This window comes from Embleya sp. L77, assembly GCF_055557415.1.
On the sequence record NZ_CM145709.1, the window covers coordinates 5,221,532 to 5,238,390 of the forward strand.

The window sequence follows — 16,859 nt, forward strand, 5'->3', positions numbered from 1 at the left end:
CGAGATCGGAAAAGAGCACCCCATGGCTACGAACAAGTTCGGCGCGACCTGTGCCACGTGCACGACCTACGTCAAGGCCGGCGACGGCCTGTTGGTGCGCAACGACGGCAAGTGGGTGACCTATTGCGCGACGTGCGGCGAGCCCAAGCCCGCCGCGCCGCCACGCGGCAATCACGACGGCTGGCATCGCGGGCCGATGGCCGCCTTCGACGTGGAGACGTCCGGCGTGGACCCGCGCACGGACTTCATCGTCACCGCCGCCCTCGTCGACTCGGCAGGCACCCGGCGGTCCTGGCTGCTGGACCCGGGCGAGCGGGAGATCCCGGCCGAGGCGACCGCGATCCACGGGATCGGCACCGAGCGGGCCCGGGCCGAAGGACGCCAACCCGCCCTTTGCCTGGCCGAGATCGGCACAGCGATGGCCGAATACCTCGCGGCGGGCACGCCGATCGCGATCTACAACGCGCCGTTCGACCTGACCATGCTGCAAACCGAGCTGCATCGGCACAATCTGCCGCAACTCCCGTACACCGCACCGATCATCGACCCGCTGGTGATTGACAAGCAACTGGACCGCTACCGCCGGGGCAAGCGCACGCTGGCCGCCACCAGTGCGTTCTACGAGGTGGTGCTGACCGATGCGCACACCGCCGACGGCGATGCGCTCGCGTGTCTGCTGCTCGCCCAGGATCTGGGCGCGCGATTCCCGGAGTTGGCCGCCGACTCGCTGGATGTGCTGCACGAGAAGCAGGCCCGCTGGTACGCGGAGCAGGCGGCTTCGCTCCAGCAGTACTTCGACCGCCGGAACCCGGACGGCGGCGCACTGGTCGACCCGAACTGGCCGGTGATTCCCGGCGGTCCGGACGGTCCGGGCTCGCCGAGCCTGCCCGGCACCTCGACCGGGTCGAGCGCGTGGCGACCGGACGCGGAGCAGGGCGGGGCGCGGGAGCGATCCGGGTCGAGTGCGTGGCAGCCGCAGGACGAGCGGGGGCGGTCGGGGTCGAGCGCGTGGCGGCCGGAGGCGGGGGCGTAGGCGTGGGCGTGGGCCACGGGGCGTAGACGGTTTCGGTCACGGCGTCGGTGGGGTCGTGGCGAGGGCGGTGCGGCGGTCGTCTTCGGGTGCGGCCTGAGTGGCTCGCGGGCTCAGTGGTTCGCCGCCTCAGTGGCGCGCGGTCTTGGTGGCGCGCAGCCTTGGCGGTACGCGGCCCCAGTAGCTCTCGGCCTCAGTAGCGCGCGACTTCGGCGGTACGCGGCCTCAGCCGCTCTCGGCCTCAGCGGTTCGCGGCGAGTGTGCCCAGGCGACCGTCGATCAGCTCCAACGTCCGGTCCGCGTGCGGGAGATGGCTGTGATCGTGGGTGACCAGGACGGTGGCCGTGCCGTCGGCCCGGGTCAGCTCGGCGAGCAACGCCACGATCGCGGCGCCGCGTTCGTGGTCGAGGGCGCTGGTGGGCTCGTCGACCAGGAGCACGCTCGGCTCGTTCATCAGGGCCCGGGCGATGTTCACGCGTTGCCGCTGGCCGCCGGAGAGCCGCTGTGGGCGGTGCTCGGCGTGCGCCGCGAGGCCGACCCGGTCGAGCAGGTCCAGCGCCCGGCCGCGGGCTCGGCGGGGGCTGCGTCCGGCCAGGTGCGCCATCACCTGGAGCTGCTCGACGCAGGTCAACGACGCGAGCAGCTTCGGCTGTTGGAACACGATCCCGATCGTGGTCCGGCGCAACCGGGCGCGCTCGGCGGCGGACAGCGCCGCGATGTCCCGACCGGCGATCGCCACCCTGCCGCAGTCCGGCCGGGTCAGCGTCGCGGCGACGGCCAGCAGACTGGACTTGCCGGACCCGGACGGCCCGACCACGGCGGTCAGCGTGCCGGGCGGCACGAACAGCGAGACCCGATCCAGGGCGGTCACCCGGGAGTCGCCGTCGGGATGGGTGAGGGTGACGTCGGCGAGTTCCAGACCGGGGGACGGGCGCATCGGGTGCCTCTCGGGTTCGCCGGTGCCGGTTGGGGATACGGCTGTGGACACGGTTTTGGAGACGGCCGTGGACACGGTTATGGAGACGGATGGGGTGCCGTGCGGCGGGCGGCTGAGCCGGCGGCTCCGGCTCGGCGGTGTGGCGCGGCGCGGGCCGCAGTACGCGGCGCTGTGGCGCGTGGTTGGCCGCCCGGCTCCGGACCGGGTCGTACGGCTCATCGGGTGCCGCTCAGCGCGGTGTGCGGATCGACGGCGGTCACCCGACGGATGGCGAGCGCGGCACCGACCATGCCGAGCACGATCAGTACGGCCGCCGGGAGCAGCGTGGTCGACGTGTCCACCACGAACGGCACGCCCGCCGGCGCGACGGCGCCGAACAGCGCGGCCGCCCCGGTGCCCAGGGCGGTTCCCACCAGCAGCACCACGAACGCCTGGCCGAGTGCGTCCCGGAGCAGATAGCCGGTGGGCGCGCCGAGCGCCTTGAGTACCGCGACGTCGCCGGCCCGTTGGATGGTCCACACCGTGAAGAACGCGCCGACCACGAGCGCCGAGATCGCGAACAGAAAACCGCGCATCAGTTGCAGCGACCCGTTCTCGGCGGTGAACGACCCGATCGCGCGCCGGGCGTCGCCGATCGAGGTGGTGCGGGTGCCGATCGCGCGGTCGGCCGCCGCGGTGTGCGCGTCGGCCAGGTCGAGCGCGATCACCGTCGCGTGCGGCCCACCGCGCTGCGGTCCCGGGCGCAGTGGCTGCCAGTCGGCCAGGGTGGTCCAGGCGACCGGCGCGTGGCTGTACGAGGACCCGGACACCACGGCCGCCACGGTCAAAGACGTGTCGGCGCCGACGCTCAGCCGGGCGCCGACCCCGACATGCAGATCCTCGGCCAGCGGTCGGGACAGTACGACGGTGCCCGGTGCCAGTGCCCGCGGCGCGAGCGGCCCGGCGGGCTCGACGCCGAACGCGGCGGCGGCAGTGGTCCGCTCGCCGACGCCGAGCCGGGTCATCGCGATGCCCAGCGGCGCCGCCGAGCGCACTCCCGGCTGCTTGGCCCAGCGCCGCCACTGGCTCTCGTCCACGGCCGAGTCCGCGAACGAGACGCCCTGCCCGGACGCGGGCGCGGCGAACGCGAGCCGATCGGCGGGCAGCGCGTCGACGGCCGCTGTATTGGCCCGCCCGAGCCCGACGGTCAGTCCGGACACCAGGCCGACGAGGGCGGTGATCAACACCACGGTGACGATCATCAGGGCGAACCGCCCTCGGGCGAACATGAGGTCTCGCAGCGCGACGAACACGGTGGGTCGGGGCCTCCTCGACGGAAGATCTGCGTACGGAAGGTCCGGGAACGGAGCTTCCAGCCCGTCCGGCGGTTGGGGACAACCAAACTCTCGTCCTCGACAACCGCAGCGTCATCGATCGAGCTGTCCGCCCCCGGATCAACCTTTCGATCGATGCCGGCTACACCCGCCCCGCTTACCCTTGACCCGATATGTACCCCACCATCACGCCGACCCCGGTCCCCCGCGCGCTCCGCGCCTGTATGCATGGGCTCGTGCTGCTGCTCCTCGTCGTCGCGGCACTGCGCGCACTGATCGGCACGGAGGCATCCGGCGCGGACGCGTCCGGCGGCCGGACCGCGCTGATCGTGCTCGGCGCGGTGGCCACGGCGGGGGTGTACGCGGCCGGCAACCTGCTGCCGTCGGTGGGGCCTTCGCGGCGCGCCTCGATGGTCTGGCTGGGGTGCCTGACGCTGGCCTGGGGCGGCTTCTATGCGCTGACGGCGGAGGGGATCTGGTTCGCGTTCCCGCTGTTCTTCCTGGTCCCGCACCTGCTGCCGGTGCGGCTCGCGGTGCCGGCGGTGGCCGGGCTGACGGTGCTCGCGATCGTGGGCTACGCGGTGCATCGCGGCGGGTTGGCGGTGGGCATGGTGCTCGGTCCGGGGCTGGGCGCGGCGGTGGCGATGGCGACCGTACTGGGCTACCAGGCGTTGCACCGGGAGAGCGAGGAGCGCCGCCGGCTGGTGGAGGACGTGGTCGCGGCGCGCGCCTCGCTGGCCGCGGCCGAGCGGCATGCCGGGGTGCTTGCGGAGCGTGAGCGGTTGGCCCGGGAGATCCACGACACGCTCGCACAGGGCTTCAGCAGCATCCAGCTGTTGCTGCGCGCGGCGGAGCGGGCGCTGCCGGCCGATCCGCTCGCCGCGGACCGGCACGTACGGCTCGCCCGGATCACTGCGACCGACAACCTGGCCGAGGCGCGCCGGTTCGTCCGGGCGCTGGCTCCGCCGGAGTTGGACGGGTCCTCGCTGCCGGCGGCGCTGGAGCGGTTGTGTGCGCGGACCGCGGCCGAGGCGGAGTTGGACGTGCGTTTCCACAGCACGGGCGATGCGGTGGGACTGCCGACGGCCGTCGAGGTGGCGCTGCTGCGGATCGCCCAATCGGCGCTGGGCAACACCGTGCGGCATGCGGGGGCGTCCCGGGCCGAGGTGACGCTGAGCCACATGGATGCCTCGGTGACGCTGGACGTGGTGGACGACGGGCGGGGCTTCGATCCGGCCGGGCGAGTGGGGCGGGTGGGGCGAGTCGGGCGATCAGGGCGAGTCGGGCGAGCCGGGCAGGATGGTGGGGGCGGGTCGGCCGGTACCGGGTTCGGGCTGGCTGCGATGTGGACTCGGGCGGCGGAGTTGGGCGGGGTGCTGACGGTGGAGTCGGGGCCGGCGCAGGGGGCGGCGATCGCGGTTACGTTTCCGGTGCCGGGGGTGGGGGCGGTGCCGGTGCCGGGGGTGGGGGCGGAGTCGGGGGCAGGAGCGGAGTCAGGGCCGGCGTCGGCGTCGGCGTCAGGGGCGGTGTCGCTTCCGGTGCAGGGTGGGTCGGCGCGGTGATTCGGCTGTTGCTGGCCGACGACCATCCGATCGTGCGGGCGGGGCTGCGGGCGGTGTTGGCGGCGGAGCCGGACTTCGCGGTGGTGGGGGAGGCGGACACGGCCGAGCGGGCGATCGAGTTGGCCCGATCGCTGGCGCCCGACGTGGTGCTGATGGACCTGCGGTTCCGTCCGGGCGGGATGCACGGGAACGCGGCCACGGCGGCGATCACGGCCCTGCCGGACGCGCCGCACGTCCTGGTGCTGACCACGTACGACACCGATGCGGACATCCTGGCGGCGGTCGAGTCGGGGGCGCTGGGCTACCTGCTCAAGGACGCCCCGCCCGAGGAACTGGCTGCTGCGGTACGTACCGCAGCGGCCGGCGAATCGGCGCTCGCGCCGCGGATCGCCGGTCGCCTGCTGAGCCGGCTGCGCGATCCGCTCCCGACGCTGACCACCCGCGAGACCGAGGTGCTGGCGCTGGTCGCGGACGGGCTGTCCAACCTGGCGATCAGCAAGGCGTTGTTCCTGAGCCAGGCCACCGTCAAGTCCCACCTGGTGCACATCTACGCCAAGCTCGGCGTCGACTCGCGCACGGCAGCGGTGGCTGCGGCGGTGCAGCGCGGAGTCCTGGGCCGGCGGTGAACTCGGGGCGGGGCGGGGTGGGCCGGGGTGGGGTGGGGCGGGCCGGGGTGGGGTGGGGCGGCGCGGCGCGGCGCGGGGGTGGCCGGGTCGGGTCGTTGGTCTTGGTGCGGTGGGTTGCGCGTCCGCTTCGCGGTCGGGGTTGGTCCGGTGCTCCGCATCCGTGTTGCTCGTCCGCTACGCGGCCGGTTCTGCTTGGCTTGAGCGGGCCGAGTCCGTGGCGGTGTGTTGCTGCGGCGGAGGTGTTTCTGCTTGCGCGGGGGGTGCCGGGTCGGGTCGTTGGTCTTGGTGCGGTGGGTTGCGCGTCCGCTTCGCGGTCGGGGTTGGCCGGTGCTCCGCATCCGTGTTGCTCGTCCGCTACGCGGCCGGTTCTGCTTGGCTTGAGCGGGCCGAGTCCGTGGCGGTGTGTTGTTGCGGCGGAGGTGTTTCTGCTTGCGTGGGGGTGCCCGGGTCGGGTTGTTGGTCTTGGTGCGGTGGGTTGCGCGTCCGCTTCGCGGTCGGGTTGGGCCGGTGCTCCGCAGCGGTGTTGCTCGTCCGCTACGCGGCCGGTTCTTCGTACGTACGTCGGGTGGGATGCGTGTTTACGGTTGGTGGGTGGGTCGATCCGTGGGGCTGCCCGTAGGGTCTCGGCATGACCGTGTTGCACGTTAAGGGTCGCGTTCTGGTCGGCCCGGACGAAGTTCGTGACGAGATGTGGATCGTCGGCGGCCGGATCACCTTCGATCGGCCGGCGTCGCTCGCCGTCGACGCGACGCTGGAGGGCTGGGTACTGCCCGGCCTGGTCGACGCGCACTGCCATGTGGGGATCGACGAGCACGGGGCCGTCGACGCTGCCACCTCCGAACGCCAGGCGCAGACCGACCGGGACGCCGGCGCGCTGCTGTTGCGGGACGCCGGCTCGGCCGCCGACACGCGGTGGATCGACGGCCGGGAGGACCTGCCTCGGCTCATCCGCGCGGGGCGCCATCTGGCCCGGCCCAAGCGCTACATCCGCAATTACGCGCACGAGATCGAGCCCGGCGACCTGACCGCGTTCGTGATCCAGGAGGCTCGCCGCGGCGACGGCTGGGTCAAGCTGGTCGGCGACTGGATCGACCGGGACACCGGCGACCTGTCCCCGCTGTGGCCACTGGACGCGCTCAAGGAGGCGATCGCCGCGGCGCACGCCGAGGGCGCCCGGGTCACCGCACACTGCTTCGCCGAGAACTCGCTCCCGGATTTGGTCGAGGCGGGCATCGATTGCATCGAGCACGCCACGGGTCTGACCGAGGACCTGATCCCGCTGTTCGCCGAGCGTGGCGTGGCGATCGTGCCGACACTGGTCAACATCGCCACCTTCCCCGGCATCGCCGACCGCGCGGCCGGCAAGTTCCCGACCTACGCCGCGCACATGCGCGCGCTGCACGCGAACCGCTATGCCACGGTCCGGGCGGCACACGACGCCGGCATCCCGATCTTCGTCGGCACCGACGCGGGCGGCTCGCTGCCGCACGGCCTGGTCGCCGACGAGGTGGCCGAACTGGTCGCAGCCGGCATCCCCGCGACCGACGCGCTTTCCGCCGCGTGCTGGTCCGCCCGCACCTGGCTCGGCCGCGACGCGATCGCCGAGGGCGCCTCCGCCGACGTGGTCGTCTACGCGGCCGACCCCCGCACGGACGTCGCCGTCCTGGCCGACCCCCGCGCGGTGGTGCTGCGCGGGAAGGTGATGCCACGCTGAGCCGTCGGCCTTCGAGTCGGGTCGACGACCACCGGCGGGCCGGCTGTCGAGGGCGAGCAGCGCGGGCGTGCGAGCTGATATCGGCGAGACTCGGGCCCGGCGGGCCGCGATGGCCGAGAAGGGCGCGGACGCGGGCTGGTTGCTGTGCCTGTGAGCCACCGTGACGAGCGTGCCGCTGGCACGTATTCGCCCCTCGCTACTACCGTCAGGAGCCGGACGGGTGGCGGGAGTTCAGCGCTGCCGACGCCTGGTACGCAGCGGACGACTGATCGCCACCTGCGCGTTCAGTGGGCCTCTCGTGCGCATGGGTGGAGCAGTTGCGGCCGGGTGGGTCGTGCTTTGTGAAGGCTCGCGATGCGGGGAGCTGTGGGGAGGGCGGCTTTCCGGGGGTGCCCGACGCGTTCGTGGTGATCACGAGGGTGTGCGTTGGGGTGGTAGGCCGGCTCTCGGGGCGTGGTCGAGGATCCCTGTGGCCTTGCCGGTTAGGGGCGGCGGGCCGCAACGACCGTTGAGACGAACGGGGTTGTGAGTACTTCGGTGGCGTTCAGGGCTGGATGGGTGAGGTAGAACAGGCGCAGTTCGTCCACTTCGCCGGCGAAACGAGGTGGCCAATGGGGCGAGGGGGTGAAGTCGTCCAGGATGAGAAGGCCACCGGGAGCAAGCAGTTCGACGACTCTCTCGGGGTCGTCACGCTTGCCGCCACCGTCGCAGAAGAAGACGTCGAAGGGGGCGTGTTGCTCCAGCAGCCGCCAGTCCCCGGTCAGAACGGCGACACGGTCGTCGTCCGCGAAGACACCGGCCGCTCGACGGGCCAGTTCCTCGTCACGCTCCACCGTCACCAGGCGGGCATCGGCGCCGAGGCCGCTGTGCAGCCAGGCCGTGCCCACGCCCGAGCCGGTGCCGCTCTCCGCGATGACCCCGTGCGGCTTCGTGGCGGCGGCCAGGCCGAGCAGCCTGCCCACTTCCGGGACGCAACTCTGCTTGAAGCCCGCCTCGGCGGCGACCCGTTCCGCCGCTGCCACGCGGGGCGGAACCGTACGATCCGTCGTGGTCACGAGTCCCCCTTCGCCGTGAACACCGCCGACGCTATCCGCCGGCAGTGGCGTCCGGATGGAGTTCCGCCCGGCCGGCCCCGGGGAATCTTTCCGATCGCAGCGCCGGGTTCCGATTGGTGAGGAGGCGCGGGCCGGATGGTGGAGTACGAGTACGCGGTGCGCAACGGGCGGCGTACGCGCGCCGCGTCCCGCGCACGGGTGCCATGAGCTGCGGCCGGGCGAGGGTTAGGTGCGGTGCGAGGTGTTCGGGCGGTTGCGGTATTCGGTCGGGTCGCCGCGGAAGGTGATGGTGCCTCGGCTGAGGGCGTAGACGACTTCGGCGCGGTCCAGGGCCTCGCCGGTGTGTTGTTCGACCAGGATCACCGTGCGGTCGGTGTTCGCCAGGGTGGTGACGACCTCGTAGAGCCGGGCGGCGACGCGCGGGGCCAGGCCCTGGCTGAGTTCGTCCAGGAGGAGGAGCTTGGCGGGGGTGAGCAGGGCGCGGCCGACCGCGAGCATCTGCTGTTCGCCGCCGGAGAGGGTGCCGGCCTTTTGGGTCAGTCGGTCGGCCAGGATCGGGAACGCGGTCAGCGCGGGCCCGATGTCGCCGCCGTCGGCGAACAGTTTCAGGTTGTCGGCCACGGTCAGGCCGGCGAACACGCCGCCGCGTTCGGGGATCAGGGTCAGCCCCGCGCGGGCCCGCCGGTCGGCGGGCCACCCGGTGATGTCCGCCCCGTTCCAGAGCACCCGGCCGGCGCTCGGACGGACCAGCCCGGCCAGGGTGTTCAGCAGCGTGCTGCGGCCCGAGCCGTTGCGGCCGACCAGGGCCGTCACCGCACCCGCCGGGAATTCCAGGTCGACGCCGTGCAGCGCCTCGATCGGACCGTAGCGAACCCGAAGTCCGGTTACGGACAGGGCGATCGGCATCAGAGGTACACCTCCCGCGCGCGCTCGTCGGCGCGGATCTCGTCCGGCGTGCCGGCCGCCACGATCCGGCCCGCGGCCATCACGTGCACGGTGTCGGCGACGCCGAAGACCAGGTCCATGTCGTGTTCGACCAGCAGGATGGCCAGGCCGTCGGCGGCCAGCGCGCGCAGTTCGTGCCGCAGCCGGTCGGTCTGTGCGTCGTCCAAGCCACTGGCCGGCTCGTCCAGGAGCAGCACCGACGGGGACGACGCGAGCGCGCGGGCCAGTTCGACCATGCGCAGTATCCCGACCGGGAGTTCGCTCGCCGGGGTGCGCGCGTGCTCGGTCAGCGCGAGGCGGCGCAGCGCCGCCTCGACCGCGACTCGGGTCCGCCCCCGGGCCCGGTCGGGCAGGCCCAGCAGTCGGGCCGCGGCCGAGGACCCGTTCCGGTTCTCCGCCGCCACCCGCAGGTTGTCCACCACCGACAGACTGGGGAACACCGACACCACCTGGAACGTACGGGCCAACCCGAGCCGGGCGCGCCGATGCGCCGGCAGCCGGGTGACGTCCCGGCCGTCCAGGTACACCCGACCGGCATCGACCCGACCACCCGCGAGGCAGTCGAACAGGGTGCTCTTGCCCGCCCCGTTCGGCCCGATCACCGCCGTCACCGCGCCTGCCGGCACGACCAGATCCACCCCGTCCACGGCCCGCAACCCGCCGAACCGCCGCACGATGCCCTCGGCCCGCAGCCCACCCGCCGACCCGTCGTCGTGGGGGTCGGAACGCGTCGATTCCGAGGGTGCGTTCACGGTCTCGTTCGCCCTGGTCGGCCCACCGCCGTGGGGCTCCGACCGTGTCGCTCCCGAGGGCGCGTTCGCGCTCTCGTTCGCCCTGGTCGGCCCACCGCCGTGGGGCTCCGACCGTGTCGCTCCCGAGGGCGCGTTCGCGGGCCCGTTCGCCTCCGTCGGCCCGTCGTCGTCAGGCTCCGAACGCGTCGATTCCGAGGGTGCGTTCACGGTCTCGTTCGCCCTGGCCGACCCACCGTCGTCGGCCTCCGACCGTGTCGCTCCCGAGGGCGCGTTCGCGGGCCCGTTCGCCTCCGTCGGCCCGTCGTCGTCAGGCTCCGAACGCGTCGATTCCGAGGGTGCGTTCACGGTCTCGTTCGCCCTGGCCGACCCACCGTCGTCGGCCTCCGACCGCGTCGCTCCCGAGGCCGCGTTCACGGCCCCGTTCGCCCCCGCCGATCCACCGCCGTCCGAGTCCGAACGCCCCGGCCCCGAGGCCCCGTTCGCCCCCGCCGACCCACCGCCGTCCGGCTCCGGGCGCGTCGGTTCCGTGTTCCCGTTCACGGGCGCACCCGGGCGCGCAGGGTTCGGCCGAGTGGGGTGAGGCGGACCGGGATCGGCTCTGTCGGCGCGGGCGGGTGGCCCGCGGCCAGGCGCAGGACCGTGGCCGGGACACCGCCCGGCATCCGGGACAGGAGTACGGCCAGGGCGCCGATCACGATGGTGGACATGCCGGCCGTGGTGGCCGCGTCCAAGGCCACCACCAGGCCGGCGGCCAGTACCGCGCCTGCCGCGCTGTCCACGCCGAAGACGACCACCGCCGCGAACCAGACCAGGCCCAGGACCGGGTCGAAGGCCGCCGCGTCGAAGGCCCGGCCGCCCATCCCGAGCAGCGCGCCGCCCAGGCCGGCCACGCCGGCGCCGACCGCGAAGACGAAGACCTTGGCGGAGGAGACGTCCACACCGGCCGCCGCCGCGCCGCGCTCGTGGTCGCGGACCGCGACCAGCATTCGGCCGAGTCGGCTCACGTGCAGCCGGCGGATCACCAGCAGGACCAGTCCCAGGCAGACCAACTCCAGTGCGTAGAAGGCACGTTCGCCCTCGAAGGGCGATGGGTGATCGAGCACCGCGTCGGTGCTGAAGCGCGGCTGGGCGAAGACGAACCGGCTGACCACCGCGGCCACCGCGAACGTGGTCAGCGCCAGTGTCAACCCGCGTCGCCGAATCGCCGGCCACCCGGTCAACAGGCCGACCGGCACCACCAGCAGCGCGGCCAGGAACAGCGCGACCAGGCCCGGGACATGCCGGCCCATCAGCTGCCCGGCGAGCAGCGCGCCCAGACCCGCGAAGCCGGCCTGGCCGAGCGAGATCTGGCCCGCGTACCCGGTGAGCATCACCAGCGACACGAACACGATCGCCAGCGCCGGCACCTGCTGGGCGATCCGCAGGTGCTCCGCGCTCAGGGCCAGCGGCGCCGCGGCGACCGCGACGAACGGCACCCACCAGCCCGCCGGCGCACTCTCCCCGTGTCCCGTCCCTATCCGGGTTGCCGCCCGGGTGGCGTCCGGGCCCCCGACCTCGATCATCCGCGGCAGCACCAGCAGCGCGACCAGCATCACCACCACGAACAGGTTCGCCTGGAGCGCCTGGACCAGCCCCCACGAGTCGAGTTCCAGCCGGGACAGCTCGCTCTGCCCCACCCCGATCGCCAGCGCCGCCAGGATCGCCACCGGCAGACTGGCCAACCGGGCCACCACCGCGACGCCGATCGTCTCCAGCACGAGCAGGGTCAGTCCGTACGGGTCCAGCCGTAGGTGCGGTGCCAGCAGCACCCCGGTCAACCCCGCCAGCATCGACCCGAAGGCCCAGCCCGCCGCGGCCACCCGGTCGGCCGGCACACCCGCCAGCTCGGCCAGTGCGCGCCGGTCCACCACCGCGCGCAGCCGCACGCCGAAGCGGGTGTACCGGGTCCCGCCGGCCACGAGCGCGGCGACCGCGATCACCACGCCCAGTTCGACGAGCGTGCCGGTGGGCACGGACGTGTCGCCGGGCAGCGCGACCGACCCGGTCGGCACGATCGACGGCGGGTCCAGGCGGGCCTGGGTGCCCCAGGTCAGCGTCGCGACGCCGACCAGGAGTACGAACACGCCCAGCGAGGCGACCAGCATCCGGGCCGGGCCCGCCCCCTCGCGGTGCAGCCCGCGAAAGACGAAGCGCTCCAGGACCAGTCCGAGCGCCGGCGCCACCACGCCCACGTCGAGCAGCACGGCCGCCCACAGCGGCCAGCCCCACACCCGGACCTGTTGCCAGACCAGGTAGGCGACGATCATCGCGAGCGCGCCGAAGGACAGGTTGAACACGCCGGTCGCCCGGTAGGAGGTGATCATCCCGACCGCCGAGAGCGCCGCGATCGCGCCCACGCCCAGTCCGGCCAGGGCCAGTTCCAGAGTGAGCACGACGCTCAGCCGCCGGTCGCGGGCGCGATCGGCCCGTCGGGGCCGCTCGCGCCGGTGTCCCCGGGATCGCGCCGCTCCGCCGACCCGTCGGCCGCGCCGGACCCCGACTGCGACCCGGCGACCCCCGACCCGGTCTGCGCCGAACCGGTCCCGGGGTCGCACAGCCGGCACGGCCGCAGGTCCTTGTTCCGCGCCGTCGTCTCGTCCACGGCGGACACCCCGTTCTTGCCCCGGACCAGCGAGCACTCGGGCCGGTGGTACCGCGCGCCGCCCGGCACCGTGACCCACGCCGCCGCGGTGGGCGGCTCCTGCGCCGAGTCGGCGGGCACCGGCTCGACCAGCAGTTCGTACAGCCGGCCCACCATCGACCGCAGTTCCGCGTCCACCGCGCCCGACTCGCCCGCCGCACCGCGCCGGGTGCCCACCGCGAGCACCGCGCCCGCGACGATCAGGGCCGCACCCGGAATGGTCGCCGAGGCCAGATAGGGCAACTGGCGTGCCTCGTACCGTTCACCCGACACGCCATACCAGCCCAGCGCGCACAGCAGCGCGCCGCACAGCCCGACCAGCCAGCCGCCGTGCGTGCGCAACAACCGCCGCAAACCCTCCATGGTCGCTGCCGCGTCGGTCGTACGCTGTCGTTCGATAAGGGAGTTCGCCTTTCCCGTGGAACCTGCCGAGTCCGTCGAACCTGCCATAGGGTCCACCCGTCGAGTCCGCCCGATCGCGTATCCGTGCCTCAGCGTAGTTCGCCGGGATCTGGTCATACGGGCCGGAACACGATTGGATACCGAGTCGCACGTGGCAACATGACTTGCCGGTAACCCAGGTACTACCTGGCTACATCAACAGCAACACGACGCCGGGCGACCGGCGGAACGGGTGGTGAATGCACGTGAGCGTGGACATGATCAACGAGCGGGCGACAACGGGCACCGGCGTCGGTCGTCGCAAGGGGGCGCGTCGGGCATGGCTGGCCCTGCCGGTGGCGGCGGTGCTGGTGATGTCCGGGTGCAGCGACGACGACGACAAGAAGGACGACAAGGCCAAGTCGACGCCGTCGGCGTCCGCGCCGGTCGCCCCCGCGGCGACGACGCCCGCGACCACCGCGAGCACGCCGGCCGCACCCGGTGGCGCATCCAGCGCTCCGCCGGCCGGCGGCACCACGCTGACCGGCGAGGAGAAGAAGGTCGCCGACAACTGGGACAAGCTGTTCGACAACGCCACGCCGCTCGCCGACCGCAAGGCGGTCCTGGAGAACTCGGCGCAGGTGGGCACGCTCGTCGAGACGCTCGCGAACGACCCGCTGGCCAAGCAGGTCACGTCCAAGACCACCGCGGTCAAGATCAGCGGTGAGAAGGCGGCCGTGTCGTTCGACATCCTGCTCGCCGGCACCCCGGCGCTGCCCGGCCAGACCGGTCAGGCCGTCAAGCAGGACGGCACCTGGAAGGTCAGCCTGAGCACCGTCTGCACGCTGGTCTCCGCGCTCAAGCCGGGCACCGTGGTCGAGGGTTGCCCCAAGGCCTGACCGCAGACCCCGAACGGGCGGACATTCGCCACCCCCGGGCCACCGAGGAGCACGCATGCATCGTCGTTTCCACCGACGGGGCATGCCGTGCGCCTCGGTGGCCCTGTTCGCGGCCCTGCTGCTGTGCGTACTGACCGCGTGCGGCTCGCGGCTGCCCGAACGCGACTTCCACGACCGCGAGCCGGCCCCGGTGGGCACCGGCGCGTCCGCGCCGAACGCCAACACCGCGTCCGACGTGGGCGTGACCCCCACCCGGATCACCGTCGGGATGATCGACACCGTGCAGGGCATCCTGGGCAACGAGACCTTCTCCGGGCCGATGTACGGCGCCCAGGCCTGGTTCAAGGCGCTCAACGACCGCGGCGGGGTGAACGGACGCAGGATCGAGGTGTCCGCGTGCGACGACACCGGATACGGCGTGGCGAACCAGCGCTGCGCCCGCAAACTCGTCGAGGACGACAAGGTGTTCGCCTTCGCGGGCAACAGCATCTACAGCTACAACGCCGCCGGATACGTCAGCGGCAAGGGCGTTCCGGACGTCGGCGGTCAACCGATCGGGACCGCGTACGAGACCTACCCGCACCTGTACTCGATCTACGGATCGCGGGCCCCGCGCGAGGGCAGGGTCGGCTGGAACGGCGACCTGTACGCGAGCACCGAGGTCTACCGCTACTTCAAGGACAAGCTCGGCGCGCGCACCGCCGCCGTGGTGTCGTACAACCAGGCCGACTCCGCGCGCTACGCGCAGACCGTCGCCGACGGCCTGCGTGCCGAGGGCTACACCGTGCTCGACAAGCAGGTCGACTTCGCACTGCCGAACTTCGCCGCCGCGGTGGTGGACATGCGCAGCAAGGGCGTCGACATCGTCTTCGACGCGGTGGACACCCGCGGCAACGTCGAACTGTGCAAGGCGATGGACGGCGCCGGTCTGCGGGTGACCGCGAAGGTGACCAACGTGCAGAACTGGAACGCGCGCGTCGGCGAGGACTTCAAGGCGTCCCCGACGTGCCGCAACAGCATCTACGCGACGGGCAACAGCCGCAGCTACACGGACACCGCGCACCCCGCGGTGGCCGAGTTCCGGGCCGCGATGAAGAAGTACCACCCCGACCGCGAGGACAAGCTCTCCCAGTGGGAACTGGAGGGCTGGGCCTCGGCGATGTGGCTCACCGACGCGATCGCCTCGTGCGGCGCGAACGTCACCCGGGCGTGCGTCGAAGGCTTCGTCAACCGCCCCGAGGGCTACGACGCGCACGGACTGCTGATCCCGGTCGACTTCAAGGCCGAACCGGTCGACAAGGTCGCCGCGCCCACCCGCACCTGCTTCGACGTGGCCCGCTGGCAGGACGCCGCGCCGGGCGGCTGGGTCGGCCAGGTACCGGACATGACCACGAACTGCTACGACGTTCCCTCGCTGCCGTACAAGCCCTGACCGGCCGCTCGGGAGCGCTTCAGCGCCAGTCCGCCCGGTACCAGGGCTGCGGCCGGGCCGGGAGCGGTCGTCGTGCGGGCGGGAGGGCGACGGGGGCGGGCCGTGCCGCCTCGGCCACCGGATAGGGCAGCCGCACCATGCCGAACGGACGGCGGTGATGGGGATCGGGGCTGGGGGCGATCAGGGCCGAACCTCGCACGGGAGAGCCTCTCCGCTACGACGGCCCCGAGATCCCACGCCCCGACGCCGCGCCCACCGAGACTCGTCGGCGGACACGGCGTACAACGATCGGACCGGGGCCGAGTGTCGCGGGGTCACTCCCATGGCCCCGCGCACGTGCCCGGCGGATCCCGGCGGGGCCGCGCCGCCCGACACCGCGCCCGCGACCCGATCCACCGGGATCCGCCGGACACGGCCCGGTCAGCCGTCCGTGGCGCTGGGGAGGCGTTTGGGGCAGCCGGAGGTGTAGGAGGCGTTGTACTCGAAGTGCCATTCCTCGTTGTCGTACATCCGGCACCAGCCGTACTTGCTGCCCTTGGCCTGGAGCCAGGCCTGGGCGTTGGCCGGGTAGATGTCCACCGCGACGCCCTGGACGTGCATCGACTTATCCGGCGGCAGCACCCAGCGCAGCGCCTCCTCGCGCGAGCCGACCGCGGCGATCTTCTCGTCGAGCAGCCTCTGCTGGTGGGCCCAGCCGCGTTTGCCGGAGTTCAGGTTGAGGGTGATGCCCTCCGCGGCCATCGCGGCGTCGATCTTCTTCCATGCGGCGTAGGCGGCCGGCTTGAGCGCCTTGGGGTCCTTGGGCGCGTCCACGTCGTTGGCCGGCGGCTTCGCGGTCGCGGACGAGCTCGGCGGCTTGCTCGACGACGACGGCGGCCGGGTCGACGACGGCGGCTGCGTGGTGGGGGCGGTCGTGGGGGCCGAGCCGGTGGGCGCCACGGCCGTCTGGGCGGGGGGCAACGAAGCGCCCACCGAGTTCGCCCGATCCTTCTTGTCGTCACCACCTCCGAGGAACAGCACCGCCCCGACGCCGGCCCCGCCGAGCACCAGGGCGCCCGCGAGACCCCACACGACCAATCCGCGTCGGCTGCGCCGCGGCGGCTCCGGGTCGTCGTCGCGGGTGGGCCGCGCCGGCCCGGCCGGGGTCGGTGCGGGAGCGGCGGCCGGCTGCTCGCGCTGGTACCAGTCGGCCGGGACCGGCGTGGTCGGCACGTCGAACGCGCCGGGAGCGCCCGGTGTGCCCGATGCGCCGGATGCGCCCGGTGGGCCGGTCGGGCCCATGCTGTGCTGTTGCCACGAGGTGTCCAGGAAGTGCGCTCCGTCGGGTGTGCCCCCTTCGTCGGGCTGTGGACCGCTGCCCGCTGCGTGTCTCACCGGTGAAGCCTCCTCGTAGTGAGCCTGGATCCTCTCGTGGATCACGTCCGGTATTCGACTCACGGTTGTCGATGCCTGTGTGGGATACGCCACTGCAACCGATCGGGCGCCCCGTTCGTAACCTGGTGGACCTGCCGACCGGAGCAACCCGCGTAACCT

Annotated in this window: 14 protein-coding genes; 6 read left to right on the forward strand and 8 right to left on the reverse strand. The window is 73.0% G+C overall.

The genetic code is table 11. The features are described from left to right. The first annotated feature begins 22 nt into the window (after positions 1 to 22). The gene (locus ACZOOI_RS22445; protein WP_465277492.1) at positions 23 to 1,033 is read left to right on the forward strand and encodes an exonuclease domain-containing protein; all 1,011 of its coding nucleotides are present in this window, start codon (positions 23 to 25) and stop codon (positions 1,031 to 1,033) included. A 238-nt stretch (positions 1,034 to 1,271) separates the two neighbouring features. On the opposite strand, the gene ACZOOI_RS22450 is transcribed toward ACZOOI_RS22445, so the two are convergent. After that, positions 1,272 to 1,967, reverse strand: a complete 696-nt coding sequence (locus ACZOOI_RS22450; RefSeq protein ID WP_465277493.1) for an ABC transporter ATP-binding protein — start codon at positions 1,965 to 1,967, stop codon at positions 1,272 to 1,274. Between the two features lie 215 nt (positions 1,968 to 2,182). Next, positions 2,183 to 3,259: an ABC transporter permease gene (locus ACZOOI_RS22455; RefSeq protein WP_465277494.1), complete on the reverse strand. Its 1,077-nt coding sequence runs from the start codon at positions 3,257 to 3,259 to the stop codon at positions 2,183 to 2,185. Positions 3,260 to 3,453: 194 nt separating this feature from the next. Between ACZOOI_RS22455 and ACZOOI_RS22460 the strand changes: the two genes are divergently transcribed. The 3 genes from ACZOOI_RS22460 (at position 3,454) to ACZOOI_RS22470 (ending at position 7,182) form a co-directional block, all read left to right on the forward strand. Then, positions 3,454 to 4,842: a sensor histidine kinase gene (locus ACZOOI_RS22460; protein ID WP_465277495.1), complete on the forward strand. Its 1,389-nt coding sequence runs from the start codon at positions 3,454 to 3,456 to the stop codon at positions 4,840 to 4,842. Then, on the forward strand, positions 4,839 to 5,468 hold the full coding sequence (locus ACZOOI_RS22465; protein ID WP_391582490.1) for a response regulator: 630 nt from the start codon (positions 4,839 to 4,841) through the stop codon (positions 5,466 to 5,468). Before ACZOOI_RS22460 ends, ACZOOI_RS22465 begins: the two co-directional genes overlap by 4 nt. A 628-nt stretch (positions 5,469 to 6,096) precedes the next feature. Next, positions 6,097 to 7,182 carry an amidohydrolase family protein gene (locus tag ACZOOI_RS22470; protein WP_465277496.1) on the forward strand — a complete coding sequence of 362 codons (1,086 nt, stop codon included), beginning with the start codon at positions 6,097 to 6,099 and terminating at the stop codon, positions 7,180 to 7,182. 482 nt (positions 7,183 to 7,664) lie between these two features. On the opposite strand, the gene ACZOOI_RS22475 is transcribed toward ACZOOI_RS22470, so the two are convergent. The 5 genes from ACZOOI_RS22475 to ACZOOI_RS22495 form a co-directional block, all read right to left on the reverse strand. Then, positions 7,665 to 8,204 carry an O-methyltransferase gene (locus ACZOOI_RS22475; RefSeq protein WP_465277497.1) on the reverse strand — a complete coding sequence of 180 codons (540 nt, stop codon included), beginning with the start codon at positions 8,202 to 8,204 and terminating at the stop codon, positions 7,665 to 7,667. A gap of 258 nt (positions 8,205 to 8,462) precedes the next feature. Then, positions 8,463 to 9,143 (reverse strand): ABC transporter ATP-binding protein, encoded by a 681-nt coding sequence (locus ACZOOI_RS22480; RefSeq protein WP_465277498.1) that lies wholly within the window; start codon positions 9,141 to 9,143, stop codon positions 8,463 to 8,465. Next, the gene (locus ACZOOI_RS22485; protein ID WP_465277499.1) at positions 9,143 to 9,934 is read right to left on the reverse strand and encodes an ABC transporter ATP-binding protein; all 792 of its coding nucleotides are present in this window, start codon (positions 9,932 to 9,934) and stop codon (positions 9,143 to 9,145) included. The genes ACZOOI_RS22480 and ACZOOI_RS22485 overlap by 1 nt, the downstream gene beginning before the upstream one ends. 536 nt (positions 9,935 to 10,470) lie before the next feature. After that, entirely contained in the window at positions 10,471 to 12,366 is a 1,896-nt protein-coding gene (locus tag ACZOOI_RS22490; protein ID WP_465277500.1) for a branched-chain amino acid ABC transporter permease, read from the reverse strand. Positions 12,367 to 12,371: 5 nt separating this feature from the next. Next, the gene (locus ACZOOI_RS22495) at positions 12,372 to 12,977 is read right to left on the reverse strand and encodes a hypothetical protein (protein WP_465277501.1); all 606 of its coding nucleotides are present in this window, start codon (positions 12,975 to 12,977) and stop codon (positions 12,372 to 12,374) included. Between the two features lie 284 nt (positions 12,978 to 13,261). On the opposite strand from ACZOOI_RS22495, the gene ACZOOI_RS22500 reads away from it, so the two are divergent. Beyond that, entirely contained in the window at positions 13,262 to 13,894 is a 633-nt protein-coding gene (locus ACZOOI_RS22500; protein WP_465277502.1) for an MTB12 C-terminal domain-containing protein, read from the forward strand. A gap of 55 nt (positions 13,895 to 13,949) precedes the next feature. Continuing rightward, the gene (locus ACZOOI_RS22505) at positions 13,950 to 15,326 is read left to right on the forward strand and encodes an ABC transporter substrate-binding protein (RefSeq protein ID WP_465277503.1); all 1,377 of its coding nucleotides are present in this window, start codon (positions 13,950 to 13,952) and stop codon (positions 15,324 to 15,326) included. A 420-nt stretch (positions 15,327 to 15,746) separates the two neighbouring features. Here the strand turns inward: ACZOOI_RS22505 and ACZOOI_RS22510 are convergent, their stop codons facing one another. Continuing rightward, positions 15,747 to 16,700: a D-alanyl-D-alanine carboxypeptidase family protein gene (locus tag ACZOOI_RS22510; RefSeq protein ID WP_465277504.1), complete on the reverse strand. Its 954-nt coding sequence runs from the start codon at positions 16,698 to 16,700 to the stop codon at positions 15,747 to 15,749. Positions 16,701 to 16,859 lie beyond the last annotated feature (159 nt).